22 protein-coding genes, 2 tRNA genes and 1 pseudogene are annotated in these 25,128 nt (G+C 68.7%); 9 read left to right on the top strand and 16 right to left on the bottom strand.

From position 1 onward, the window contains the following. The first annotated feature begins 449 nt into the window (after positions 1-449). From BC793_RS10470 to BC793_RS10445, 7 genes are all read left to right on the top strand, one after another. Positions 450-683, top strand: a complete 234-nt coding sequence (locus BC793_RS10470) for a winged helix-turn-helix domain-containing protein (RefSeq protein ID WP_092547212.1) — start codon at positions 450-452, stop codon at positions 681-683. Positions 684-714: 31 nt separating this feature from the next. Further along, positions 715-1,296: a hypothetical protein gene (locus BC793_RS10465; protein ID WP_146246218.1), complete on the top strand. Its 582-nt coding sequence runs from the start codon at positions 715-717 to the stop codon at positions 1,294-1,296. Positions 1,297-1,450: 154 nt separating this feature from the next. Then, on the top strand, positions 1,451-2,107 hold the full coding sequence (locus tag BC793_RS10460; protein ID WP_109591732.1) for a hypothetical protein: 657 nt from the start codon (positions 1,451-1,453) through the stop codon (positions 2,105-2,107). Between the two features lie 422 nt (positions 2,108-2,529). Then, complete coding sequence (locus BC793_RS10455) at positions 2,530-3,309, top strand: DUF2637 domain-containing protein (protein WP_239169848.1); 780 nt, start codon at positions 2,530-2,532, stop codon at positions 3,307-3,309. Between the two features lie 504 nt (positions 3,310-3,813). Continuing rightward, positions 3,814-4,707, top strand: a complete 894-nt coding sequence (locus BC793_RS10450) for a replication-relaxation family protein (protein WP_109591730.1) — start codon at positions 3,814-3,816, stop codon at positions 4,705-4,707. Then, positions 4,707-5,354, top strand: a complete 648-nt coding sequence (locus BC793_RS49505; RefSeq protein ID WP_158319217.1) for a hypothetical protein — start codon at positions 4,707-4,709, stop codon at positions 5,352-5,354. The genes BC793_RS10450 and BC793_RS49505 overlap by 1 nt, the downstream gene beginning before the upstream one ends. Before the next feature lie 426 nt (positions 5,355-5,780). Beyond that, positions 5,781-7,502 carry a recombinase family protein gene (locus tag BC793_RS10445; RefSeq protein ID WP_109592410.1) on the top strand — a complete coding sequence of 574 codons (1,722 nt, stop codon included), beginning with the start codon at positions 5,781-5,783 and terminating at the stop codon, positions 7,500-7,502. Here BC793_RS10445 and BC793_RS10440 read toward each other — a convergent pair. The 6 genes from BC793_RS10440 to BC793_RS10420 all read right to left on the bottom strand — a co-directional run bounded on the left by BC793_RS10440 (position 7,459) and on the right by BC793_RS10420 (position 12,758). Then, positions 7,459-7,535: transfer RNA gene (locus BC793_RS10440), tRNA-Ile, on the bottom strand. The two genes, BC793_RS10445 and BC793_RS10440, sit on opposite strands and share 44 nt — an antisense overlap. A 50-nt stretch (positions 7,536-7,585) precedes the next feature. Then, entirely contained in the window at positions 7,586-7,756 is a 171-nt protein-coding gene (locus BC793_RS50215; protein ID WP_170167221.1) for a hypothetical protein, read from the bottom strand. A gap of 21 nt (positions 7,757-7,777) precedes the next feature. After that, entirely contained in the window at positions 7,778-9,043 is a 1,266-nt protein-coding gene (locus BC793_RS10435; RefSeq protein WP_109592408.1) for an NAD(P)/FAD-dependent oxidoreductase, read from the bottom strand. A gap of 255 nt (positions 9,044-9,298) precedes the next feature. Beyond that, on the bottom strand, positions 9,299-10,786 hold the full coding sequence (locus BC793_RS10430) for an FG-GAP repeat domain-containing protein (RefSeq protein WP_109591728.1): 1,488 nt from the start codon (positions 10,784-10,786) through the stop codon (positions 9,299-9,301). 108 nt (positions 10,787-10,894) lie between these two features. Further along, positions 10,895-12,331, bottom strand: a complete 1,437-nt coding sequence (locus BC793_RS10425) for an FG-GAP repeat domain-containing protein (protein WP_109591726.1) — start codon at positions 12,329-12,331, stop codon at positions 10,895-10,897. A gap of 133 nt (positions 12,332-12,464) precedes the next feature. Continuing rightward, positions 12,465-12,758, bottom strand: coding sequence for a hypothetical protein (locus BC793_RS10420; RefSeq protein ID WP_109591724.1), 294 nt, complete (start codon positions 12,756-12,758; stop codon positions 12,465-12,467). A gap of 467 nt (positions 12,759-13,225) precedes the next feature. On the opposite strand from BC793_RS10420, the gene BC793_RS10415 reads away from it, so the two are divergent. Further along, the gene (locus tag BC793_RS10415; RefSeq protein ID WP_239169847.1) at positions 13,226-14,194 is read left to right on the top strand and encodes a helix-turn-helix domain-containing protein; all 969 of its coding nucleotides are present in this window, start codon (positions 13,226-13,228) and stop codon (positions 14,192-14,194) included. Between the two features lie 153 nt (positions 14,195-14,347). Here the strand turns inward: BC793_RS10415 and BC793_RS10410 are convergent. Then, positions 14,348-14,423: transfer RNA gene (locus BC793_RS10410), tRNA-Asn, on the bottom strand. A 217-nt stretch (positions 14,424-14,640) separates the two neighbouring features. On the opposite strand from BC793_RS10410, the gene BC793_RS10405 reads away from it, so the two are divergent. After that, positions 14,641-14,970, top strand: coding sequence for a hypothetical protein (locus BC793_RS10405; protein ID WP_109591720.1), 330 nt, complete (start codon positions 14,641-14,643; stop codon positions 14,968-14,970). Positions 14,971-15,053: 83 nt separating this feature from the next. Here the strand turns inward: BC793_RS10405 and BC793_RS10400 are convergent, their stop codons facing one another. The 9 genes and pseudogenes from BC793_RS10400 to BC793_RS10365 form a co-directional block, all read right to left on the bottom strand. Further along, a complete protein-coding gene (locus BC793_RS10400) occupies positions 15,054-15,953 on the bottom strand; it encodes an apurinic/apyrimidinic endonuclease family protein (protein WP_109591718.1) in 900 nt (299 codons plus the stop codon). Positions 15,954-16,533: 580 nt separating this feature from the next. Then, complete coding sequence (locus BC793_RS10395) at positions 16,534-17,655, bottom strand: YihY/virulence factor BrkB family protein (RefSeq protein ID WP_109591716.1); 1,122 nt, start codon at positions 17,653-17,655, stop codon at positions 16,534-16,536. A gap of 317 nt (positions 17,656-17,972) precedes the next feature. Then, on the bottom strand, positions 17,973-18,785 hold the full coding sequence (locus BC793_RS10390; protein WP_109591714.1) for an ABC transporter permease: 813 nt from the start codon (positions 18,783-18,785) through the stop codon (positions 17,973-17,975). Position 18,786: 1 nt separating this feature from the next. Then, complete coding sequence (locus tag BC793_RS10385) at positions 18,787-19,545, bottom strand: ABC transporter permease (RefSeq protein ID WP_109591712.1); 759 nt, start codon at positions 19,543-19,545, stop codon at positions 18,787-18,789. Continuing rightward, on the bottom strand, positions 19,545-20,468 hold the full coding sequence (locus tag BC793_RS10380) for an ABC transporter ATP-binding protein (RefSeq protein WP_109591710.1): 924 nt from the start codon (positions 20,466-20,468) through the stop codon (positions 19,545-19,547). Before BC793_RS10380 ends, BC793_RS10385 begins: the two co-directional genes overlap by 1 nt. 32 nt (positions 20,469-20,500) lie before the next feature. Then, positions 20,501-21,031 carry a hypothetical protein gene (locus BC793_RS10375; RefSeq protein ID WP_109591708.1) on the bottom strand — a complete coding sequence of 177 codons (531 nt, stop codon included), beginning with the start codon at positions 21,029-21,031 and terminating at the stop codon, positions 20,501-20,503. Continuing rightward, on the bottom strand, positions 21,028-22,899 hold the full coding sequence (gene dnaG, locus BC793_RS51195; RefSeq protein WP_373871199.1) for a DNA primase: 1,872 nt from the start codon (positions 22,897-22,899) through the stop codon (positions 21,028-21,030). Before dnaG ends, BC793_RS10375 begins: the two co-directional genes overlap by 4 nt. A gap of 777 nt (positions 22,900-23,676) precedes the next feature. After that, positions 23,677-23,871: pseudogene (locus BC793_RS52780) on the bottom strand (CHC2 zinc finger domain-containing protein); the annotation flags it as partial. Between the two features lie 18 nt (positions 23,872-23,889). Continuing rightward, positions 23,890-25,119 (bottom strand): deoxyguanosinetriphosphate triphosphohydrolase, encoded by a 1,230-nt coding sequence (locus BC793_RS10365; protein ID WP_109591706.1) that lies wholly within the window; start codon positions 25,117-25,119, stop codon positions 23,890-23,892. Between the last annotated feature and the right edge of the window lie 9 nt (positions 25,120-25,128).

The raw sequence follows: 25,128 nt of genomic DNA, 5'->3' as shown, positions 1-25,128 counted from the left end.
TGGACAGTCGTGGCGAGTCCTTCGATACGGTCGTCCTCGACGAACGCGTAGCCGGCCTGCGACAAGCAGTCGGCGGCTTGTTGGGCCGCTCGCCACAGGGGATCACTCGGGCTGATCATCGCGGTCCTCCTTAAATCTCGAGAGGTTGGTCGCGGATTCGTCCGACCCGTACGTCATAGATGTGGGCCGTCAGTTCGAGGCACCTCCTTCGCTGTCGTCGGGGCCCGGCCGGTGGACGCAGTGCGTCACGACCGGCCGGGGTGTTCCACGGCCACGGCACGCGGATGCCATGGCCGGTCACTCGCTGGGTTGCGGACCGGGGAGCGACAACCAGCAACCTAACCCAACCTTATGCATAAGGCAACACCTAGATGCGACAAGATGCGTCCTTATGCTTGCGGCTGGAAGTCGCCACATGGTCCACTGGTCGTGCGGACCAGGGAGAAGACGTGGCGAAGTCCAAAACGCAGTTGATCATCGATGACATCAGCACGCAGATCGAATCGGGTCGTCTCAAACCGGGCGACCGTCTACCGAGTACGGCCGAACTACGAGCGCAGTACGACGTATCGATCACCGTAGTGCGCAACGCGATTCAGTGGCTCAAGGCGAAAGGACTCGTCGAGGGCCTCTCCGGTGTCGGCGTTTTCGTCACTGAGCAGGGCGAACAGCCCAAGAGCTAGACGATCCAGTTCCCGTCGGGCCGCGGAGAGCGTGCCCGCTGACTTCCAGCGTCTTACGGATGGTGGCAGGCTGGTTCACGTGATGGCGACCTCTGATCCGGCAGACAGCCGCCCCCATAGCGCGGTAAGCGACACCGAGGCCGCCGCCGCGCCCGCTGCGGCGGTCACCAGTCGCGAAACGTTGGCTGGCTCGCTGGCAGCGGAACTCCGCGACATGCCGGCCTCGGTGTGGCCGGCTCGGTCGCGAGGTGCGGCGTCGTCGTACGTGGTGTTCTTGGAGGACGAGGTCGTGCTGGTTGATCTCGTGGTGGTGTTGTGGGACATCGCGCGGTCGGGCCCGTTCCCGCCGGAGGTGACGGTCCAGTCCGGTGTCGCGGGCGCCGTCGTGCTGGTGCATGGGCCGGATTTCAGTGTGGCCGGTCGTTCGGGTGGTCCGGTGTTGGTGGTGTCGGATCGGATCCGTGGGGTGTTGCGGATCGATCGTGATCCGAGCTGGCAGCAGGAGCTGTCGGCGCTGATCGGCGAGTTGGTCGCGGTGGGCCAGGGTGCGGAGCCGTTCGACGAGTCGATGCTGCCGCCGCCTCCGCGGATGCCGTGGCACCGCGACCGGTAGCCGACTTCCCGCGAACTCCACCGGCCGGTTTCTCGTCGGGTTCCCGGTCGCGGGCGGCGAGGTACTTCAGGAAGCGGGTCATGGCGCGCTGGCGTTGCTTGTAGGCGGCGTCCAAGCTCATGCCGAGTTGGTCGGCGGCGTCCTTCATGCTGACGTGGTCGAAACCGGTGATGGTGAGCAGTTTGACGTCCCGCTCGGCCAGCGGCCTTCCATCGGCGGCGAGCGCGGCCAGAAATTCGTGGAAGAGGGCACTGATTTCCTCATCGGGCGTGCTGTCGGCCATGGCCGCAGGTGGTCGGCGCTTCCGGGGTTTCCGGGGTTGTTGGGATGGCCGGGATTGTTGGCCCTTGGCGTGGGTGATGCCGCTCTCGATCAGTTTCATGCCGAGGTTCGTCGCCCGGACGTCGATGGTCGTCATCCGTTTCAGGAATCCGTAGAGCAGGTCGTGGTCGATGTCGGCGGTGTCGTCGCGGTGGGCCAAGACGACGCGCTTGCGGGAGCGGCGCAGGCCGCGAACGGCGAGGTTGATCGCGAGGAGCCGGTAGGGCTCGGCAGTCGCTGGCCGGCGGGCGCCGGTGATGACGGCGGCCCAGATCTTGTCCCGCTGGGGGTAGTCGGCGTCTTCGAGCAGGAACCGCAGGAGCATGCGGGGCCGCATGTCCCTGGGCGGCAGGCCGGGACCAAGGCGATCGGCCGGGATGGTCCAGTTGAGCATCGCGAAGCGGTCCTCGAACCAGTCGAACAGCGGCCCGTGCCGAGCTTCTATGCCGTCCCGGCTGCCCGGCAGCACGAGCGGAGTGAGATCCCGTAGGCCCAGCTCAGCGCGCCGCGACAGTGGTGTTGATCTGTTCGGCTGCACCACCAACCCCCGTCGCCGGTGTGATCGCTGGAAAAAATCTTGTCGGTCTGGTGTCCAGAACGGCGTCGAGCCGCCCCTTTCTCCTGTAGCAAGCCCGCGCTCTCTTGCTTGCGTGCCGCCGTCGCCGCCCTCGGGCTGCGGCGGCTGCTTCGTTCGTCCCCTGCTCCGCTGCCGCGGGCAGGTTCGTCGTCTCTTGTGGAGAGTAAAACCATGATTATCGATCACTGTCACGCTGTTTGGGGAGAGCAGGATACGCGCCGGATCTGTCACCAGCGCCGATCCGCGCCCGTTCGCGATCTGTCACGACCTGTCACCGCGACCGGAACTCTTCCCACCGCCCGGCACGGCCGGGCCTCACCGGTACGGAGCCGCCGGTGAGCGAACCCAACACTCCACTCCCGACACGGGTGGACCGTGCCGCCCGGGTCGAGGGTGTCGTCCAGGTCGTCATCATGCTGGCGATCGGGGCGGCCGCGGCGGCGGCCTCGTTCACGCACGTGCACGACGTCGCCGAGGCTCACGGCCAGCCAGGGTGGCTGGCGTGGGCCGACGCCGTGGTGCTGGAGTTGATGTCCGTGGCCGGCGGCCTGGAACTACGGCGCCGTAAACGCCTCGGTGCTCACCTGTGGTTCCCAGCCGTGGTGCTGGTCGTCGCTGTGGTGCTGTCGCTGGGCGCGCAGGTCGTGGAGGCCGAACCGTCGGTCATCGGCTGGCTCGCAGCGGCGCTACCAGCGGTCGGGTTCCTGGCCATGGTGAAGATCGCACTCGGCCGAGCCGGGCACGGTCCGGCCGTCACGGTCCCGGCCTCGGCGGCCGTCCCGGACGGTCCCGGACGTCCGCAGCCACCACCAACCGTCGCGGACGACGGTCCGCCACCCGCGACAGTCGATGACGAGATCCGCGACTTACTCCCCGTCGCCCGCAAAGCCGCGGACGACCTGGCCCGCGAGGGTCGGCCACTGTCACGCGAAGCCCTGGCCGACGTGCTCCGCCGACAGGGCCACGCGATGTCCAATGCGCGGGCGTCCGCGCTGGTCAAGCTCATCCGCGACCAACCCGCCCGCCCCGAAGCATCAACCGGAGACGGCGACGCACCCCCGACCACGGGGAAAGCCGACCTGCCGACTGCCGCCGTCACCGGCTCGCCGTCGTGATGACGGGCGTCGGCGGCGCTGCGGCGAGCCGCCTGCCGTCCTATCAACGAGAAGGAGTGTCCATGAACCGCCCGTCAGCAGGGCCACGGAAGGTACCTCCGTGCTCCTGCCGAAGTCCAGGCCCAACGCCCGCGGTCGATCTGTCAGAACCTGTCACGCCCGCGACCAACGGTCCATCACCATTGCTGTCTACTTCGCTCGGAACCCAACTGGCACCCAACTGCGACAGCACGCCCGGACCATCGATCACAGCGCCACCAGGTCAACCAGCCGACGCATCCCTTCCTCGGAACGGGACCAGCACGGCTTTCGACTCAGACCGACTGGCTGGGTGGGGCCGGGGTGTCGGTGCCGGAGTGTGTCCGGGTGACGGTGTGGGGGTCGGTCTTGACACCGACCCCCACACCGACCCCATCGTCCACCTGTCAGCCCAGGTCAGCCGCTATCCGGCGACGGTCGTCGTGTGCTGCGACAGACCCTCGTCTGGGGTCTCCCCGGGGGGTGATGCCTATCCCTACCAGCACTGAACAGCGCCTACTGCGGGCGCAGTCCGCTCTCACCGGCCGTGATCTGCGGCTGCTCGGCTGGCTCTACGACCACGGCGTCCTGACCACCGACCAGATCAACACCGCCCTGTTCGGGTCGCTGACGTTCTGTCAGCGGCGGCTGCTCAAGCTTCTCGCGTTGGGTGTGGTGGCCCGGTTCCGGCCACAGCGCTGGGAGGGCGGCTCCTATCCGTACCACTACCTGCTCGACCAACTCGGCACCGAGATCGTCGCCGCCCAACGCCGCGACCCCCTCCCACGTCGCGACCAGGCGCGGCAGCGCCGCCAGCACCTGACCTCCCGGGCGAACCTGCCGCATCTGCTGGCCACCAACCAGTTCTTCGTCGACCTGGCCGGCCACGAACGCACCCACCCCGGCAGCCGCCTGATCCAGTGGCGGTCCGCTTCCACCCTGCAAGAGAGAGGAGCCTTCTTCCGCACCGGCGACGACCCCAGCCTGATGCTGCTCACCAGCCTGCCTCGCCCGGACGCCCACGGCGTCTGGGCCGAACACGACTGGCAGGTGCCGTTCCTGCTCGAGATGGATCTCGGCACCGAGAGCCTGACCGTCCTCGCCAACAAGATCATCAACTACGTGCGGCTCGCGGACATGACCCGCTGGCGATGGCCGGTGCTGTTCTGGCTGCCCTCGACCCGCCGCGAACTCAACCTCCACCACCTCCTGACCGACACCGACGTCCCCGACCTGGTGGCCACCGCCGCCAGCGACCACGCCACCGCAACCGGCCAGTCACCCGCCGAGAACGTGTGGTGGCTGCACGGCCACCACGGTCCCCGACTACGCCTCGCCGAACTCCCGTACGACGACCACGAGATCACGGAGCACACCTGATGAACGCCCACGAACCCGAAACCACCACGACCAGCAACCACCACGACACCAACGAGCAGCACCCCGCGAAGACCAGCGTGCCGCCGCTCCCGACCGACGACCACGGAGACGACATGCAAACGACACGAACCCTCGCCGAACTACTCGGCGAACCGGAACCGATCCGCCACCCTCACGACGTGCAGTGGTTCACCGCAACCCTGCTGGCACATCCGAGCAAGGCGGTCCAGACCGCCCCAGTGATCGCCATGGTCGCCGAACTCCTCGACATCCTGCGCGACGACCACATCAGCGACCAACAAGCCCACCACGCCCTACGCCGCGCCGTCCGATGGCTACGCATCTTCACCACCGAACCGCCCGGACCCACCAATCGACACCACCCGGACACCGGCCGCCGCAACTACGCGGCCTCCACGACGAACCTCGCCGCAGCGGCCGCCTCCCGGCAACTCGCCACCACCTGGCTACGCGGCACACCCCAAGCCGCCATCCGCACCGCCCCAGTCATCGGCGTCGTCGACCAACTCCACGCCGACCTGCAGTACTCCACCAGCAACCGCGACGCCCAATCCCGGCTACGCCACGCCGTCGCACTGCTCGACGTCTTCGTCACCGACGACCAGACGGCACCACAACTCCAGTAGCACTCGCACGCTCTCACCGTGGCCGGCACCCCGTCGGGGTGCCGGCCACGGCTCGCGCCAAGAACCTTTGGTCAGCCAAGATGCAATTGCAGAAGCCGCAATGAAGAAAGGAATACGAGCACATGATTCGTCACGCGCCACACTCAATCTTGCGTATCTCTCATGGAGGCATATGCCGCGCGACCCCGACCATTCAGCAACAGAAATCGGGTATCATCGAAATGCGCCTGTCGAAACCGGTCCAGGATCCAGAGAAGCCAGAAAATCACGGACCGCATCGGGCCGGAAACAGGCCGCCATAACCGACATCCGAATCCACCACATCGAAACGGTCCCCATGACCGACGCCCAATACGCCAGGGCGGTGGAAGCACTCGCCGTCCTCATCGCCCGCTACGAACGCGAACACCCCGACGACCTGACCGCATGACGCACGACCAGGCGGGGTGGCGCGACAAGCGCCACCCCGCCCCACCACCCCTCGAAAAGGAAACGCTCGTGGCAGCCACCACCGCCCGCTCCCGACGCCGCCGCCCACGCCCCGGTTTCGGTGACACCCCCACCGGCACGCGCCGCGTCGCTCTCTACCTGCGTCGCTCCACCGACGACGAGCACCAGCCGTTCTCCATCGACGCCCAACTCGCCGCGCTCACCTCGTACGTCAACTCCCAGCCCGGATGGATCATCGCCGGAGAACCCTTCACCGACGACGCGTCCGGCGCCACCACCGAACGACCCGGCCTGCAACGCGCTCTGCGCGCCGCCGCAGCCGGCCGATACGACGTGCTACTCGTCTACCGCGTCGACCGGTTCTCCCGCCGCCTGTCCGACCTTCTGGACCTGCTCGGTCAACTCGAAGACGCCGGAGTCGCGTTCACCTCCGCCACCGAACCGTTCGACACCTCCACCTCCATCGGACGCATGCTCGTCCAACTCCTCGGCGTCTTCGCCGAATTCGAACGAGAAACCATCATCGATCGCGTCATCAACGGAATGAACGCCAAAGCCGCCAAAGGAAAATGGCCCGGCGGCAACCGCCCCTACGGCTACCTCATCGATCGAGCAACCCAGAAACTCACACCACACGAGCACGAGGCGGCGATCCTCTGCGAAATCGTCCGCATGTACGTGAAGAAACGCCTCGGCACCCGCGCCATAGCCGACGAACTCAACCGGCGCGGCATCACCAACCGCACCGGCAAGAAATGGTCCGGCATGACGATCGGCCGTCTCCTGGAGAACCCCGCCTACACCGGCGACATCGTCTACGGCGACACCCACGTCCCCGACGCCCACCCCGCGCTCATCGACCGCCCCACCTGGGACCACATCCGCGAGATCGCCGACTCCCGCTCCGACGCCCACAACCAGCGAGCCATGAACGGATCCGACTACCACCTCACCGGCCTGATCACCTGCCCACGCTGCAAGAACAAGTACATCGGCACCTCAGCGAAAGGCCGCACCCGCAGCTACCACTACTACACCTGCTACTCCCGCAGCCGATACGGCGCCCACGGCTGCACCAGTCCCCGCCTGGACGCCCCCGCCATGGACGAAGCCGTCCTCCAGGCCCTCCACGACTTCTACCGCGACGCCGACACACTCATCGCCACCGCGATCAACCAGGCGCGCGCCCACCACCGCGACACCAATGCCGACCGGCACGCCGAACTCGACGCCATCGAAGCCGCCATCACCGCCAAGACCACCGCACGCGACAAATACCGAACGGCGTTCGAGAACGGCACCATGGACGAGGAAGACACCGGCCCGCGCCTGCGCGAACTCCGTACCGAGATCGAAGCCCTCAAAGTCCGCCGCGACGAGATCACCGACCTGATCAGCGACGAACCCGTCGCACCGTCACCCAGTACCCTCGCGAAGACCCGAGCCCGCCTCGAACACGTGATCGCCAACGGCGACTCACCCGAACGCAAGGCCATCATCGAAGAGCTGATCGCCGAGATCCGCATCATCGACGACGAGATCATCCCCGTGTTCCGGCTGCCCCGCGACGAGCCCGTCGCGGTGGACGCGGCGACACCCGCTACGTCCACCGGCGACGGCAACGAACCGGATCCGGTTCGCGCAATGCCAAACCTGGTGGGGCGGACGGGACTCGAACCCGTGACCGATCGATTATGAGTCGACTGCTCTAACCCACTGAGCTACCGCCCCGTACCGGCGGCGATCCTATCCCGTGCCCCGCCCCCGAGCCTAGCGATCTATCACGGCACCAGGGATTTCGGCAGAAGAATGATCTGTCGCCGGGGATCTTCGACCATGTCCGGTGGCTGGAGATCCTCCACCCGGGGCGTCTCCTCATCGGAGCAGCTGGGGCATTCGGGGCCGTCCTGGGTGGTGAATTCAGCGTAGTTCTCCGGGTTGATGTCGCTCATTGAAACCCCCTGAAACAGGCATTAAACGCCTACCCGGGCACCAAGTGATGCCAGGACTGATCCTGCGGTGCGCCAGCCGCCGGCCATCGCGCCCTGAATCGACGGGCTGTCCCGGTGGTCGCCGGCGACGAAGAGGCCGTCGCCGAGGTGGACCGGCTTGCGCAGCCGGGTCTGGGGCGGGCGGGCGGCGGGGAGAGCCTGCGGCACGGTGACCACACCGAGGAGTTCCCAGTCGTCGGTCGGCACCCCGTACATCCTCGCCAGCTCGACCCGGATGACGGTCTCCGAGGCGCCGGAGGGCGCCGAGATCCCGACGACGGTGGCCGCGATGAGGCTCTTGCCGCCGGGGGCGTACTCGGGGGCGGCGTTGCTCATCACGACGGTGTTGGCGATGATCTCCCGCCGGTCGCCGTCGAGCAGGAGGATCGGCTCGTCGACGGGGGCGCGGTCGGCGCCGAAGTAGAACGTGGTGAGGCTGTGCACGTCGGGCCGGGGCAGCCGGTCGGGCAGCAGGGTCGCGGCGCCGATCGGGTCGGTGGCGACGATCACCGCCCGGCACCGGACCTCGCCACCCTCGGTGACGACCATTCCGGGCCCGACGGCGAGGGCCCGCGCGCCGATCAGCAGTTGCGGGAACGGCAGCGGCCCGGCGATCGCGGCGGGCAGCGCGGCCATGCCGGCGGCGGGCACCCCGATCCGGCCGCGGGCGAACGAGCGCAGCACCATCGCGGCGACGTGGCTGGACGTGTCGAGGGTCCGGTCGGCGAAGACGCCGGAGAAGAACGGCCGCAGCGCCTCTTCGATGATCCGGTGGGAGAGCCCGGCGGCGCGCAGCATCTCCTGGGTGGTGGTCTCCGGCATGTCGAGGAGGCGGTGGACCGGCAGGGTGGCGCAGCGGGTGGCGAGGGCGGCGAACTTGAGCCGGTCGGTGAGGGTGCCGATGCCGGAGATCAGGGTCTGCGGTGTCATCAGCGGCTCGCGGACCGGGTTCTCCAGGCGGTGCAGCTCGCCACAGCGGCGCACCAGCACGCCGGAGGTGAAGTAGCGCAGGTCGAGCGCGTCGATGTCGACGAGTGCGGGCAGCCGGGGGTAGGCGGTGTTGAGCGTCTGGAATCCGCGGTCCATGCGCCAGCCGTCGATCACGTCGGTGGCGACCCGCCCGCCGATCCGGTCGGAGCCTTCCACCAGGAGCCATTCGACGCCGGCCCGGTCCAGACGGCGGGCAGCGGACAGCCCGGCGAGCCCGCCGCCGATGATGACGACGTCCACCTCTACCGGCTGCGACATGTCCACCTCACTGACTGCAATCAACGCGATACTCAGCGTACCCGGGCAACTGCCGCGGAGGAGGCGAAAGCGACAGGCGGCCGGAGGCCGCGGGATCAAACCCACACGGGGGTACGACCGACACCGACCCGATCCAGAAGGATCACCGTCTCGCGCTCCACGACCCTCGTGCCGGGCCCCTGACGGTCGGGGCCGGACACGCGACCGCGCCTCCCACCGGCGTGAACCGATGGGAGGCGCGGGTGCGGTGCCGGGTCAGGCGAGGTGGAGCCGCCCGAGGCCGTTGGCCACGTCCATGCCGTGGAAGCGACCCCAGCCCGACGTCACGAGACGACCGCCGTCGAAGCCGCCGTTCGTGGTGTTGAGCCGGACGAAGACGTCGGAACCCTGGTGGACGGCCATGTCGTCGAAGCCGTCACCGTTGTAGTCGGCGAAGTACAGCCGGCCCAGGCCGTCGGTCACCTGCATGCCGTGGAACCGGCCCCAGCCCGAGGTCACGAGACGACCGCCGTCGAAGCCGCCGTTCGTGGTGTTGAGCCGCGCCCACACCTCGGTGCCCTGGTGCACGATCAGGTCGTCGAAGCCGTCACCGTTGTAGTCGGCGAAGTACAGCCGGCCCAGGCCATCGGCCACCTGCATGCCGTGGAACCGGCCCCAGCCCGAGGTCACGAGACGACCGCCGTCGAACCCGCCGTTCGTGGTGTTGAGCCGGACGAAGACGTCGGAACCCTGGTGGACGACCATGTCGGTGTAGCCGTCGGCGTTGTAGTCGGCGAAGTACAACCGGCCCAGACCGTCGGCCACGTCCATACCGTGGAACCGGCCCCAGCCCGAACTGGCCACGGTGCCGCCACCGAACGCGTTGCTCTTGTTGTTCAACCGCACCGACACATCAGTGCCCGAGTGCACGATCATGTCGGTGTAGTGGTCACCGTTGAAATCGCCGTAGAACAGCCGGCCCATCCCGTTGGCCACCTTCATACCGTGGAACCGACCCCACCCCGAGGTCACCACACCCAGGTCCGAGAAACCGGAGCCGGTCCCCTTGCGTACGCCGACATCAGTGCCGTTGTGAATCACCAGGTCGGTCTTGGCGTCACCGGTGAAACTGTCGAACGGGCGGTCGACGGCGTGGTCCCAGACCGCGTCCACGATCTTCGTGGCGTCGCCGACCTCGACGGCGTAGCGGTCGGGATAGGCGGAGACCTGGACCGTCTGGGCGACCTCGCCGACCGGCGCGCTCTGCCACGCGTTGTTCGGGTACTTGTCGATCATCTTGGTCAGGAACGCGTTGGTGGCCCACGCCGGGTCGAGCCGGTTGGCGACGCTGCCCCAGGAGGCGCGCTGCTGGAACAGGCCGAGGCTGTCGTGGTCCACCTCGACGTCGTGGTTCTGCAGTCCCGTCTCGACGATCGCGGTGTCGACCGCGATGACGGCCGCCCGGCGGGCCAGGCCCCGCTCCCGGACCGCTTCGACGATCTCCCGGGCGCAGGACACCCGGTAGGCGGTCATGTAGCCGTCGAGCTTGGCGGTGAGCACCCCGTTGAGTGCGTCGGCGAGGCTACCGTCGTTGCCGGTCGGGCCGCCGACGGTGCACGCGGTGTTCGAGATGGCCAGGATTCCGTAGTCCGCGGGCTGGGCCGGTCCCGGGGCGGCCTGGGCGGCGGTGGACATTCCGGTGATCAGAAGTCCACCGGCAAGGGCCGCGGTGATGCCGCGCTTGAACGAGTTTCCGAGGGTCATGGCGTCTCCAGAGGGGGTGGCCGGGTCTGCTGGGCGAGGGGGTGGCCCAGCAGACCCGGACGACTGCGGTGGTGCGAAGGGAGGTGCGAGGGGCGATGCGGAGGCGGATCAGGCGAAGTAGAGACGCCCCAGGCCGTTGGTCACCTGCATGCCGTGGAACCGGCCCCAGCCCGAGGTGACGAGCCGGCCACCGTCGAACCCGCTGGCGGTGTTGTTCAGCCGGACGAAGACGTCGGTGCCCTGGTGGACGACCATGTCGTCGAAGCCGTCACCGTCGTAGTCGGCGAAGTACAGCCGGCCCAGACCGTCGGTCACGTCCATGCCGTGGAAGCGGCCCCAGCCCGAGCTCACCGTTCCGGCCGGCGTGAAGCCCTTGGCGTTGTTGTTCAGGCGGACCGAGACGTCGGTGCCCGAGTGCACGATCATGTCGTCGAAGCCGTCGGCGTTGTAGTCGGCGAAGTAGAGCCGGCCCATGCCGTTGGGGACGTTCATCCCGTGGAAGCGGCCCCAGCCCGAGCTCACGAGACGACCGCCGTCGAAGCCGCCGTTCGTGGTGTTGAGCCGGACCCACACCTCGGTGCCATGGTGGACGACCATGTCGGTGTACCCGTCGGCGTTGTAGTCGGCGAAGTACAACCGGCCCAGACCGTCGGCCACGTCCATACCGTGGAACCGGCCCCAGCCCGAACTGACCACGGTGCCGCCACCGAACGCGTTGCTCTTGTTGTTCAACCGCACCGACACATCAGTGCCCGAATGCACGATCATGTCGGTGTAGTGGTCACCGTTGAAATCGCCGTAGAACAGCCGGCCCATCCCGTTGGCCACCTTCATACCGTGGAACCGGCCCCACCCCGAGGTCACCACACCCAGGTCCGAGAAACCGGAGCCGGTCCCCTTGCGCACGCCGACATCAGTGCCGTTGTGAATCACCAGGTCGGTCTTGGCGTCACCGGTGAAGCTGTCGAACGGGCGGTAGTCGTCGACGATCTTGTTGTAGCGCCACGCCCGGTACGTCGACATGTCGGACCAGCTGTTGTACCCGATGTTGCCCTTGCGGTTCTCCTCGTTGGGCGACCGGACCGGCTCGCCGTCCTTGTTGAAGGAGTAGACATAGGCGCCTTCGCTGTGGTTGCGCTCGTTCTTCCAGAAGGCGAACAACTCCATGTGCCCGTCCTTGTGGATGGCGTCGCCCGGCTTCAGGTCGTGCAGGCTGCCGAGTGGGCTGGCCAGCCCACTGCCCGGGAAGGTGCCGGTGGTGAAACTGCCGTCCACGTGCCAGGCCATCGACACCAGTCCGGAGCAGTCGTTGCGGTACGACTTGCCCTGCGGATCGCCGGACCACGTCGTCTGGCTGTACGGCTGACCCAGGTCGGCCCAGAACTCGGCCCGGTCCATGACCTCCTTGCGGCTGATCGGGCCGTTCACCGAGGAGGCCGCGGACGCCGCGGACGGGGCGGCGACGGCGGTGGCCGTGGCCCCGACGACGGCGCCGAGCCCCGTGGCCATGACGAGTCCGAGCGCTCCGGCCAGCAGTCTGTTCACCTTGTGACGCGCCCCACCGGTCGGTGCATCGACGTTCCTCGATGGACGGGAGGAGATTCGTGCTCGCATGGAAAGCTCCGTTTGATTTCAGACAGCCGCATCCGACTGTCAAAGTCAGAAAAGAGGGATAGAGCTAGAGAAGAAGATTCGCGACGCTGCGGTTCCGGCAGGTGATCCCACCGCGCAGCAGCGGCGACATTTCGCAGGCACGTGTCACCAGATCCAGCGCGATCGTCCGCAGTCGTTCCGCGTCCACCATCGCGGCGAAGACACCGACGACGATCTCGCACTGCAGGACCCGCACCGACAGGTGCTCGACAAGGTCTTCCGGTAGAACGGCCGCCCAGATCGTGTCCAGCACCGCGGCCTCGTTGACAGGAAGCACGAGGTCACCGCTCGGAACGATGGAAACCATGGCCAGCCGCATCAGACATCAGTCCCAGATAAGGCTTCCGGACGGGCCGTCGGCGATCTGCACGGACACCGTTCCCGGCGTCTCCCCGCCGCCAGTGCCCCGGTCCCCGCCGACCAAACCGGCGAACGCCAGGACACCGACGAGGAGGGAAAGAGCGGCACCAGTGTAATTAATGCGTGCAGACATGAGACGACCCCGTTCGAAAGAGCAGTGGAATTCAAAGCTTGATTCGAATCGCTTGCCGTTTCCCGGGTGCCGGCCTGCGTTCTGGGAATATCTTCGCCGCCACCGGACCACGTACGGAAGAGAGAAGGCCTGGCCGGAAGCGGCCGTGGACCAATGCGGCCACGACCACGCTGAGCAACCACCCGGCGACGCGGAGCCCCAGAGTCCATTGATACTGGTGTCCGCCTGTGCAACCATCGCGGTCCAAGATCAAAGTTTTTGCTGCGGGGGGAGCAGATTCAATGTTGGGTGCCTTGGGATTACCAACGACGACGGAATCGGTCTACCGCTCACTGCTGGAGGAGTCCAGCCGGAGCGTGGCCGAGCTGGCCGACCACCTCGGCGTCGATGAGGAACAGGTCCGCACCGCCCTGGACTCGCTGTTCGACCTCGCTCTCCTGCGCGAGTCGACGGAGGCACCACAGGGCATCCACGTCGTGGATCCGGAGGTCGGACTGCGGGTGGCACTGGCCCGGCAACAGGCCGACCTGGCTCGCCGGCAGCAGGAGGTGGCCCAGAGTCAGGCCGCGATCGCGCGCCTCATCGACGGCCTGAGCCACACCGAACGCTCCACCGGACCGGTGGCCAGCGAACTCCTCGGCATGGACGCGGTCCGTGACCAGCTCCAGCTGCTCGCGCAGGAGGCCCGCGACGAGGTGATGACGTTCATGCCGGGCGGCGCGCAGTCCCCGGCCGCGCTGGAGCACGCCGGTCGCAACGACGCGCAGATCCTCGCCCGCAACGTCCGGATGCGGACGATCGGACTGGACAGCATCCGGAACTCACCGGAGACGATGCGGCACGCCCGCTTCCTCACCGACAGCGGAGCCGAGTTCCGTACCTCCGCGATCCTGCCGCCGCGCATGGTCGTCGTCGACCGCAGGGCCGCGCTCATCCCGCTCGACGCCACGAACACCCGCCGCGGCGCCCTGCTGGTCTCCGGCACCGCCATCCTCGCCCCCATGATCGCCCTCTTCGAGCAGGTCTGGGAGATCGCGACCCCGCTGGGCGCGGCGGCCGACCCGGACCGGGAGGGACTCACCACGCAGGAACGGGCGCTGCTGAAGCTCCTGGCCCAGGGACTCACCGACGAGGCCGCCGCGACCCGCCTCGGTGTCTCCCACCGCACCGCCCGGCGCGTCATGGCCGACCTGATGGAGCGCCTGAACGCCCGCAGCCGTTTCGAGGCCGGCCTCAAGGCCGCCCAGCGCGGCTGGCTGTAGCAGCGGCCCCGGCGGGCGCGGACCACCGATCCGCGCCCGCCGGCCCGGCGGCAGTCGGGGCATGCGCGGGACGCTCGGCGCCGAAAGGAAAGAGGCTGTGCCATTGGCACAGCCTCCAGAAACACAAAAACCAGGCCTTTACGGCCTGGTTGATGGCTCCCCGAATAGGACTCGAACCTATAACCTGCCGGTTAACAGCCGGCTGCTCTGCCAATTGAGCTATCGGGGATCGTTCCACTGCGATGGTTCTCCTGCTTGTCGTCCGGTTTCCCTGGCGACGGTGAACAGACTACATGACCACCTGGGCCCCCCGCGAACGGGATACCCCCGTTCACGCGGCGGCCCGACAGCTGGGTGGAAATCGGGATGCGGGGAGTATCGCCACGGCAGGATGGGTATGCACCCCGCAGACGCACGCGCGTCGAACTACGGAAGGAGCCGCCACCATGCGCGGAAAGCTGATGTTCATCACCGGTCTCGCGGCGGGCTTCGTCCTGGGCAGCCGTGCCGGCCGGGAGAAGTACGAAGAGATCCGGTCCAACGCACAGAAGCTCTGGGAGCACCCGACGGTGCAGGAGGCCGCCGGAGTCGCCCAGGCGCAGGCCAACAAGCTGTACACCGAGGGCAAGGACAAGCTGCAGTCGTCGAAGCTCGGGGAGAAGCTCAACACCACCGGGACCACCGACAGCAGCACGGACACCACAGACGCGTTGCTCACGTCGAGCGACTCGCTCGCCACCACGCCGAAGGGCAGCAGCACCAGCAACACGTACTGAGGCCGGTTCACCACGGCGCCGCTTCCCCGACGGGAGCGGCGCCGAGGCATGTCCGGGCCGGGTTCGCGGCGGCTGCGCCGCCGTCAGGGCGCGGTGCAGGGCTGCTGCTCGGGCACCAGACCGAGAGTGGTCAGTTCGTCCAGGACGTACGCGAGAGCCGCGCCCCGCTGCTCGTCGGTGCCGATGACGTCGACGTCCACGTACTCGGTGCGCGCGGTGTCGGCGGCGAGCAGGTGTCGCAGGACGGGCTGCCAGGCGGCCGCGGGGTCACTGATCCGGGCGGAGATGACGGACAGGCCGGCATCGGTGATCCGGTCGATGCCGGCTTCCGGGCCGGGCCAGTCCCGCAGCACGGTGGCCAGGTCGAGGCAGATGCCCAGCCGGTCCTTGTCGATACGGCTGAGCGCGGCGACGGTCTGTTCCGGGCTGTCGAGCACCTCGCCGGGGCCGGGCTGGAAACCGGCACGGACCGCGCGCCCGACCCGCCAGGCGAGGTCGGCGAGGCCACCGGAGAGCCGGGACAGGTGCCGGGCACCGGCCTTCTGCCGCGCCTCGTCCCACTCGCCGGAGCGCCCCAGCCCGCCGGTGGCTATCGCTCCGCGGACCTCCTCGAACGGGAGCAGGTCGACGAGGACCCGGGCCAGATCGAGGGTGTGCCGGACGCGGGCCGGGTCACTCCAGTCGGCCGGACCGGCGGCGCCGCCCTCGTGATGCGGCGCGCCGCTCAACGTGACGACCTCGAGCCCACGGGCGTCGAGTTCGGCACGCAGCCGGGTGCGGGCGCGTCCGTCGCCGGCGAGGACGGCAGCCAGCCGGTACGGCAGTCGGAGTGCCACGGTGAGGGCGCCGGTCCCGAAGTGCCCGCGCAGTGCCGCGTCGGCCGTGTCGAGCCGGTCGATCGCGGTGGAGACGTCCTCCGCGTGGTCTAGGCTGATGCCGCAGCTGAGGTGCACGATCCGGCCGGAGGGATGTCGAAGCCGCATCAAAATCCTCCCCGGACGAGTTCACCCGTGCAGGTGCACGTGCATTCGCACGCGCTTACGGCTCCAGTATGGACCATGTCGGAGTCCGTACCTGATCGGCTGATCTCGTGCCGCCGAGTTGTCATCGGCGCCTCCATCCGTGGAATGCCTGCCCTCGGGTACGAGCCTGAGCCGCGCAGCGGATCACCGGCGCACCCCCCGTGCGATGCAACGACCAGCGCGAACATGATCGAAAGCAGCCGCATTAATTGAAGCATGCGGATGCGTCCGCCGGGGGTGACCAGCGGGTAGCGTTCGCCGGACCGTCCCGAAGAGGCACAGCCGGACAGTCCGGATGTTCATATTTCGCACAAACGGACATGCAATGTTCGGCTGCGCGTGCGTATGCGCCGTGCCAATACCCCACCGTGCGAATGCACGTGAACACGCCCCGCGCATCCGCACCGGTCCGCAGCCCCTGATCGTCGGCACCGCCATGGACTCCGGAGGCTCGGCGAGCCTCACGGGCGCGCACTCTCGCCACACCCCGGGCAGCATCGAGGCCCGGCGCGTTCGCCGGGCCTCGGTGGGAGTCGACGGGTCAGTTCTGGCTCAGCCCGTGCTCGCTGCCCTTCTTGAGCTTGCGGGTGTCACGCAGCTCCAGGAACGGCTCGTCGTCGGCCGGGTGGCCGGCCGCGATGGCACGACCCCGTTCGAGTTCGGCGTCGAGCTCGGCGCCGAGCAGGATCGCCATGTTGGAGATCCACAGCCACACCAGGAAGGCGATGACACCGGCCAGCGTGCCGTACGTCTTGTCGTAGCTGGCGAAGTTGGCCAGGTAGAAGGCGAACGCACCGGACGCGGCCACCCACAGCACCACCGCGAAGATCCCGCCCGGGGTGATCCAGCGGAAGCCACCGGTCTTGGCGTTCGGGGAGGCCCAGTAGAGCAGGGCGAACATCAGGCTGACGAGGACGACCAGAACCGGCCACTTGGCGATGTTCCACGTCGTGACGGCGACGCCGCCGAAGCCGAGCCGCTCGCCGACGACCCGCGACAGCTCGCCCGTGAAGATCACGATGGCGGCGGAGGCGATCAGCATCATGCCGATGACGGCGGTGACACCGACCCGGATCGGCAGGGTCTTCCAGATCGGGCGGCCCTCGGGCACGTCGTAGACGGCGTTCGAGGCACGCATGAACGCGGCCACGTAACCGGATGCCGACCAGAAGGCGACCACCAGACCGATGATCGCGGCGAACCCGGCCGCCCCCGAGTCACCCACCTGGGTGAGAACGGTGTCGACGAGACTGCGCAACTGCGCGTTCGGCGTGAGGTCGTTGACCGCGTCGGTCACCGTCTTCTGCCCGTCGTTGCCGAGCATGCCCAGCAGCGACACCAGCACCACGGCGGCGGGGAAGATCGACAGGACGCCGTAGTAGGTGAGCGCCGCCGCCCAGTCCGAGATGTTGTCCTCGGAGAACTGCTTGAAGGTCCGTTTCAGGGCGGCGAAGATCCCTTTGCCCTTCAGCTGGGCGGGGCTGTCCGGCCCGGCGTCGGGACTCGGCGCGGCAAGGTCGACGTCGCGGTCCTCACCGGTACGCGCGGTGGCCGCCGCGGCCACGTCGTAGTCGGACTCCCCCTTGCGGCGCGCCTCATCGGTGGAACGATCGCTGCCGGCCGCCCCTGTTGACGGCTCGTCAGCCTTGTGTCGAAGTTTCATGGCAGAGTTCCCTCCGGGCAGTAGCGACAGGCCGAAGCAACGATCAACCGCAGCGACAGCCGGGCCGCAGCGACGAACCGCAGCAACAGCAGGGCCGAACGACGACCGAGCCGAAGCGACAGCCTCACCGGCGCACCGTGACGACCTGCCACCACGGTGACCGTCCTTCGGCGCACCGGGACCGGCGACCGGGACGGACGCGCGAGGCGGCGAGCCGGTCCGGCCCGACGTGCGCTGACGACCTGCGGTTTTGTTGCCCCCCGGAGCAGCCTCCTAACCTCGTCCGGGTTGGATTGTCCCTTCCGAGTCACCATCGGTCATCGGCAAAGCAGCCGCTCCATCCGGCGGCCAGCCACGAACAGGCCGCCGGCCAGCATCACCAGCAGATAGACGACGTCGAGCACCTGCACCGGGCCGGCCGAACCCAGGGTGATGCCGCGGATCAGGTCGACCGAGCGGTAGAGCGGGGTGACCTCGACGATCCAGCGCAGCACGTCGGGATAGGCGGTGGCCGGGATGAACGTGCCGGAGAAGAGGAACAGCACGAACATGCCGGCGCCGATCATGTCGAAATCCTGCCAGCCCCGGATCAGGGTGGAGATCGTCATGCCGAGCGCCCCGAAGGCGAACCCGACCAGGATGCTCGCCGGCAGGGCCGCCAGCGCCCGCAACGGCGTCGTGAGATCCATCGCGACCATCAGGACCAGGAACGCCGCCGAGTAGACGCTGCCGCGAAGCATCGCCCACGCCAGCTCCCCCAGGGCGATCTCGATCGGCCGGACCGGGGTGGCGAGCATCCCGTCGTACAGCCGCATGAATTTCATCTTGCCGAAGAAGTTGAAGGTGGTCTCGGACAGCGCGCCGCTCATCGCCGACGACGCGAGCATCGCCGGCGCCACGAACTCGGCGTAGCCCACCACCCGGCCACCCGGCAGCGGAATCTCCCCGATCAGCGCGCCCACCCCGACGCCGATCGAGAACAGATAGAGCACCGGCTCCAGCAGCCCGCCGATCATGACCAGCCAGTAGGCGGTCTTGAGAGCGGCCACGTTGCGCCGGGCCACCGCGGCCGAACGCCGCCCCATCCCCGGCAGGGCCATCAGCCGCCGCGGCAACACGAGAGTCAGCACGTCAGATCACCAGCCGTCGCCGATAGCGCCAGGATGCCAGGAACCAGCCGCCCACCGCCCAGGCCAGCAGATAGAGCACCTGCCAGACCGCTCCCGGACCGGGATCCAGCCCCAGGGTGGCGGCCCGGCTCAGGTCGACGCCGTGCCAGAGCGGAAGCGCCCACGCCACCCAGCGCAGCACCGTGGGCAGCGAGTCGACCGGGAAGAACACCCCGGAGAACAGCGACATCGGCAGCACCGCGAACCGCATCAGAATGGCCAGATAACTGTCACTCGAGACCGAAGCCGTGTAGGCGGCCACCGGCGCCACGAGCGCCGCGCCGAGCAGCAGCGAGATCGGCAGCACCGCCACCGCCCACCCCGACCGCAGCGCACCGAACCCGAACGCCACCAGCAGGAACGCCGCCGCACTGACCGCCACCCGGAACAGCATGAACGCCAGGTGACCACCGAGGATGTCACCGATCCGCAGCGGCGCCGCGGCCTGCGCGAAATACGTCTTCACCCAGGTGAAGCAGCTCATCACCGGCCACGTCGCCTCGGCGACCGCCACCTGCGCCGCGGTGCTGGCGATCAGACCCGGCACCATCCACTCCAGGTAGGAGACGCCGTCGACGCCGCCGGTCACGAACCCCCCGACACCGAGGCCGAACCCCAGCATCGTGAGCAGGGGCAGCACCAGCGACGAGAACACACTCGCCCGCCAGGTCCGCCGGTAGTTGACCAGGTGATACTCCAGGACGTGGACCGACGGGATCATCAGTCCACCAGGGTCCGGCCGGTGAGGCGCAGGAACACGTCCTCCAGGCTGCTGCGGCGCACCAGGGAACTCGACGGGCTCAGCGACCGCCGGTGCACCTCGGCCAGCGCGCCGTCGCCGTCGGCCACGTAGAGCAGCACCCGGTCGGGCAGCACCTCGACCCGCTCGCCGATGCCCTCCAGCTTGCCCGCATAGGTCCCCTGATCGTCGGTCGGGAACCGCAGCTCCACCACCTCACGGGTGGAGTGCGCCCCGATCAGCTCGCGTGGTGAGCCCTCGGCCACGATCCGGCCGCCGTCCATCACGACCAGCCGGTCACAGAGCTGCTCCGCCTCGTCCATGTAGTGGGTGGTCAGCACCAGCGTCACACCCTGCTGCTTGAGCCGGAACAGCCGCTCCCACACCAGATGGCGGGCCTGCGGGTCGAGCCCGGTGGTCGGCTCGTCGAGCAGCACCAGGTCCGGCTCGTTGACCATCGCGCGGGCGATGGTGAGCCGCCGCTTCATACCGCCGGACAACGGCTCCACCCTGCTGCCGGCCCGCTCCCCCAACTGCACGAAGTCGAGCAGCTCGGCGGCACGGGCACGGGCCACCCGGCGCGGGATGCCGAAGAACCGGGCATAGGTGACCAGGTTCTCCAGCACGGTCAGCTCGGGATCGAGATTGTCGAGCTGCGGGCAGACACCGAGCCGGGCACGGATCGCCGGGCCGTCACGCCGCGGGTCCATCCCCAGGATGCGCAGCACACCGCCGGACGGTGGGGAGACACAGCCGATCATGCGCATGGTCGAGCTCTTGCCCGCACCGTTCGGCCCGAGGAAGCCGAACGCCTCCCCGGGCCGCACGTCGACGTCGATGCCGTCGACCGCGGTGAAGTCACCGAACCGTTTGATCAGCCCGCGCGCGTGGATGAGGGAGTTCACGCCCCGACCCTACGGAAGGGGTACGACAGATCTCAGTCCACGGTCTCGGTGGCCGACCGCGCCGTCCCGACCAGCTCGTCGGTCGCCTCGACCACCTCGCCGGACTCCACCGGCGTACCCGAGTCGTAGCGGACCGCCCAGCTCAGCCCGTTGCGCCCGCTGACCCGCCGGCCCACCACCCGGACCGAGCCCTCCGGCAGCGTGTGATGCGACGTGTACCCCACCGACCGGGTCACCCGCGCCCGCACCTCATCGGGCAACTCCCCCGGCTCCAGCAGCAGGAACGACACCGCCGGCCCGTCCACCAGCACGGTGTAGCCGTCCCGCTCGACGGCCACCTCGGCCGGCGTGATCCGCAGCTCCCGCCCGGACCAGGCCGCCTTGTGGATCTCGTGCCAGCCCAGCCGCTCCACCGCCGACGGCAGCCAGATCCCGTAGTTGGTGGCGACCACCACGTCCTCCGGCGACTCGGCGACCCGGCACCAGGCCACCACCCGCTCCTCCGCCACGAGCGGGGGCCGGGATCCGGCCGGCAACGAGGGACGTCGTCGGAAAAGCCTCACAGTTCACCTGCCGCCTGCTCGCGCAGGGCCCGAGCCTGCTGTTCGAGTGAGAAGAGCTCCCCGGCCAGAGCCAGGTACTGATCCTTGTGGGCCACCGGGTTCAGCCGCTGGACCCTGGACTTCAGGTCCCGGATGCGGGTGGCCAGCGCGCCGCCCTGCAACCGGGCCAGAGTGATCTGCACATAGCGCGGATCGACCGCCCCGTCGACGTAGAGCGGCTCCACCGCCAGCTCCCCGACCAGCATCTGCCCGCCCATGTCGGTGCACGCGTCGCGGACCTTCTCGATCCACACCACACCGCCGGTCGCCGAGGACACCCCGCCCGCCTGGGCGACCGCCTCACGCACCGACTGGAGCACCTGGTCGCCGTAGTTCTCCGGGCCGACCGCGTCGAACATCGGCCCGGCCAGCACCGGCTCCTGGAGCGCCAGCTTCAGCGCCTCCCGCTCGACCCGCCGCTGCGGCGAATCCGCGACCGCCTGCGGCCGGGGGACGCGCTGCTGCTCGGCGGCCTCGCCACGCAGCGCATTGTTCACCGCCCGCTGCACGGGGTCGAGGTCCATCCCGAGGTCGCCGGCGAGCTTCCGCGCGTACTCCGGCCGCTTCTCCCTGTCCTTGATCTTGGCGACCAGCGGCGCGGCACGCCGCATCGCCTCGACCCGGCCCTCCACCGTGTCGAGATCGAACCGCGCGATGGTCTGCCGCAGCGCGAAGTCGACGAGCGGCTCACGGCCCGCGATCATGTCGCGGACCGCCAGATCACCGCGGGCCAGCCGCAGCTCACAGGGGTCCATGTTGTCCGGGGAGACGGCGATGAAGGTACGCCCCACGAAGCGCTGATCCTCCTCGAAGGCCCGCAGCGCCGCCTTCTGCCCGGCCGCGTCGCCGTCGAAGGTGTAGATGATCTCGCCGGTGAAGCTGTCGCTGTCCATCAGCAGCCGCCGCAGCACCTGGATGTGGTCGACGCCGAACGCCGTGCCGCACGTCGCCACCGCGGTCGGCTCGCCCGCCTCGTGACAGGCCATCACGTCGGTATACCCCTCGACGATGACCGCCCGCCCGCGCTTGGCGATCTCCCGTTTCGCGTGGTCGATGCCGTAGAGCACGTGCGACTTCTTGTAGATCGGCGACTCCGGCGTGTTCAGGTATTTGGGGCCGTCGTCGTCGTCGAACAGCTTCCGCGCGCCGAACCCGATCACGTCACCGCTCAGATCCCGGATCGGCCAGAGCAGCCGGCGCCGGAACCGGTCGATCAGCGACCCCGAACGGGCCGCTTTGGACAGCCCGGCGGCGGTCAGCTCCTCCGCCGTGAAGCCCTTCAGCCGCAGATGCTTGCTCAGTGCGTCCCAGCTGTCCGGGGCGAACCCGCACCAGTACTTCTCCGCGGCATCGCGCCCGAAGCCACGCTCGGCGAGGAACTCGCGGGCCTTGCGCGCGCCCGGCGAGCCGAGCTGGTCACGGTAGAAGTCGACGGCCGCGGCGTGCGCCGCGATCAGCCGCTGCTTCTGCCCGGCCTGCGGCCGCGGCGCCGGCGCGGCACCGGTCTCGGTGTCGTAGCGCAGCTGGAGCCCGGCCTTGCCGGCCAGCCGCTCGAGCGACTCGATGAACGACAGGTGCTCCGCGTCCATCAGGAACTTGATCGCGTCCCCACCCTGGCCACAGCCATGGCAGTTGCCGGTGAGGATGTTGTCTTCGAGGACGAAGGCATGTGTGCCGTCGACGACCGGGCAGAAGACCTCCTCGACCTCGCCGTGGTCCTCGATCGCCTCGACGACCCAGCCCCGGCGCTCGTGCTTCTTACCGGCCGCCACGAAGCGGTCCCGGTGCGCGCCGATCAGGAAGAAGTCCTCGGGGATGTCCCCGCCCATGAGAGTGAGCCGGTAGATCGGGGTGGTGCAGCCCTTCTCCCCGTTCGGCCGCTGCGCGTCCGGGAATCCGGTTGGCACGTACTCCCTGATGCCGTACGTCCCGATCCCGATCCGGGTGCACACGTCGCGGACGTACTCCAGGTGCTCACGGTGTGCGGAATCCAGTGCGATGCAGCCGTCGGCCGCCACGTCACCGTCGGCCGCGAAGTAGCCGGCCAACCAGCCGAACAGATACGAGAGCGACTCGGTGAGCGGCGGCAGGTCGGTCTTGAAATACGCCGGCATGTCCGTGACCGTGATCCGGCCGTCGCTGACATAGGTGTCGTTGAGCGGGAACCACTTCAGTAGTTCCTTGTCCTTGTTGCCGTACAGGATCGCGATGCTGCCACGATCGAGCAACGTGCCGTCACCGAAGACGATGCCGCGGGAGATGCCGAACGGCGACGGGGAGAGGGTGTGCCCGCCGTCACGGGTCGCCAGCGCGCGCGGGAACACGTGAGCCAGCCGATCGCCCGGCCGGAGGTCGGCGGTGGTGCGCTCGATGCGCTTGTCACCCGTACGCCCTCGAATGAACCACCGGTGGTTGCCGGTGGCCCGGACCGTCTTCTTCTGCCCGTTCCGCGACAGCTTCAGGTGCAGTAGCGGCTGTTCGCCGAACGACCGGAACGGCGCCTCCACGAAGCGTCCGTGGGTCGTGATGACGCGATGCCGCCCGCCCGCGAGATCACGGATCTCCCGGATGCCCTGATCGGTGATGACCCGCGTCTCGCCCGCCAGGCAGAAATACACATTCCGGGCTGGTGAGACGTTGAAGGATGGTGTCTTCTCGTCATGGAAGGGGCACAGCCCCTTCAGATTGCCGCCGCCCGCCGACCGCAGTGTGACCGTCTCGCTGATCACGTCCACGATCGAGGTCCGGTCGCGGACCAGTGCGATGTCCTCGTCCTTGACCCTGCCCGCCACGGCATACATCCTGCCTCGCCCGGCCGGTCACCCGCCAGCAGGGTCCCGCCGTGTCCCGGTGATCGAGGAATGCCAGGCCACCGCGGCGTGGTCGGTCAGGGACGCGACCTGGTCGATCACCACCCGTAGCGCGGCGGCGTCGTCGGGGGCCGCCGCGTGCAGCGGCCGGAAGAGCGGATCCAGCCTCTCCGGGGTACGGGTCAGCGCCTCCACCAGCTCCACGAGGATGGTCCGCTGCTGCTGGTACCACCGCTCGGCCGCCCGGGATCGCATCACGTAGCGCAGCGCCATGCCCTTGAGCAGCGCGCACTGGTTGCGGACGGTACGCGGAACGATCAGGTCGGCGGCGTAGCGGCGCAGCGGCTCGGTGCCGTAGCGGCTCTGGGTGGCGCCGACCGCGGAGGCGACGAACCGGCCGGTGAGCACACTGGTCATCCGTTTGAGGGCGATCAGGGAGTCGTAGCCGCCGTCGTATCCGGCGACCCCGCTGACGGCCGGGTCGGACAGCAGCAGGTCGAGTGCGGCGCTCAGGGCGTCGAGACTCTCGTCGGAGTAGGTGGCGGCCACGTCGGCGCAGAGGGCGGCCCGTTCGCCCGCGTCGTCGATCAGGTCCCGCAGCCCGATGTAGCCGCCGTGCACGCCGTCCTCGACGTCGTGCACCGAGTAGGCGACGTCGTCGGCCCAGTCCATCACCTGCGCCTCCAGGCAGCGGCGTTCGTCGTCGCGGCCGTCGCGGAGCCAGGTGAAGACCGGCCGGTCGTCGGCGTAGACGCCGAACTTGCGGTAGCCGGGTCTGCGGAACCAGGGGTATTTGGAGCAGGCGTCGAGGGTGGCGCGGGTCAGGTTGAGGCCGGCGCCGGGGACCTTCGCCTCCAGGCGGGTGATCACCCGCAGGGTCTGCGCGTTGCCCTCGAAGCCGCCGCACGGTTCGGCGACCAGGTCGAGGGCGGCTTCGCCGTTGTGCCCGAACGGCGGGTGGCCGAGGTCGTGGGCGAGGCCGGCGACGTCGACGATGTCGGGGTCGCAGCCGAGGCGGGCGCCCATCTCGCGGGAGATCTGGGCGACCTCCAGCGAGTGGGTGAGCCGGGTCCGCAGGAAGTCGTCGGATCCGGCGGTGTGCACCTGGGTCTTGGCGGCCAGGCGGCGGAACCCGGCGGAGTGCAGTACCCGGGCCCGGTCGCGCTGGTAGGGGGTACGTCCGTACCCGCTGTCCTTGGCGGGCTCGGCTGCCCATCTCTGGGCGTCGGCGGCCGTCATGATCCCCAG

The organism is Actinoplanes xinjiangensis (assembly GCF_003148685.1).
GTDB lineage: Bacteria > Actinomycetota > Actinomycetes > Mycobacteriales > Micromonosporaceae > Actinoplanes > Actinoplanes xinjiangensis.
This window is presented reverse-complemented; position numbering and strand designations above follow the sequence as displayed.

What these genes read in the sequence shown, in the direction of transcription:
- BC793_RS10450 (WP_109591730.1), top strand. Translation starts at nt 3,814, where the DNA reads ATGCCTATCCCTACCAGCACTGAACAGCGCCTACTGCGGGCGCAGTCC.
- BC793_RS49505 (WP_158319217.1), top strand. Translation starts at nt 4,707, where the DNA reads ATGAACGCCCACGAACCCGAAACCACCACGACCAGCAACCACCACGAC.
- BC793_RS10445 (WP_109592410.1), top strand. Translation starts at nt 5,781, where the DNA reads ATGACGCACGACCAGGCGGGGTGGCGCGACAAGCGCCACCCCGCCCCA.
- BC793_RS50215 (WP_170167221.1), bottom strand. Translation starts at nt 7,756, where the DNA reads ATGAGCGACATCAACCCGGAGAACTACGCTGAATTCACCACCCAGGAC.
- BC793_RS10435 (WP_109592408.1), bottom strand. Translation starts at nt 9,043, where the DNA reads ATGTCGCAGCCGGTAGAGGTGGACGTCGTCATCATCGGCGGCGGGCTC.
- BC793_RS10430 (WP_109591728.1), bottom strand. Translation starts at nt 10,786, where the DNA reads ATGACCCTCGGAAACTCGTTCAAGCGCGGCATCACCGCGGCCCTTGCC.
- BC793_RS10420 (WP_109591724.1), bottom strand. Translation starts at nt 12,758, where the DNA reads ATGCGGCTGGCCATGGTTTCCATCGTTCCGAGCGGTGACCTCGTGCTT.
- BC793_RS10405 (WP_109591720.1), top strand. Translation starts at nt 14,641, where the DNA reads ATGCGCGGAAAGCTGATGTTCATCACCGGTCTCGCGGCGGGCTTCGTC.
- BC793_RS10400 (WP_109591718.1), bottom strand. Translation starts at nt 15,953, where the DNA reads ATGCGGCTTCGACATCCCTCCGGCCGGATCGTGCACCTCAGCTGCGGC.
- BC793_RS10395 (WP_109591716.1), bottom strand. Translation starts at nt 17,655, where the DNA reads ATGAAACTTCGACACAAGGCTGACGAGCCGTCAACAGGGGCGGCCGGC.
- BC793_RS10385 (WP_109591712.1), bottom strand. Translation starts at nt 19,545, where the DNA reads ATGATCCCGTCGGTCCACGTCCTGGAGTATCACCTGGTCAACTACCGG.
- dnaG (WP_373871199.1), bottom strand. Translation starts at nt 22,899, where the DNA reads ATGGGCGGGGACATCCCCGAGGACTTCTTCCTGATCGGCGCGCACCGG.
- BC793_RS10365 (WP_109591706.1), bottom strand. Translation starts at nt 25,119, where the DNA reads ATGACGGCCGCCGACGCCCAGAGATGGGCAGCCGAGCCCGCCAAGGAC.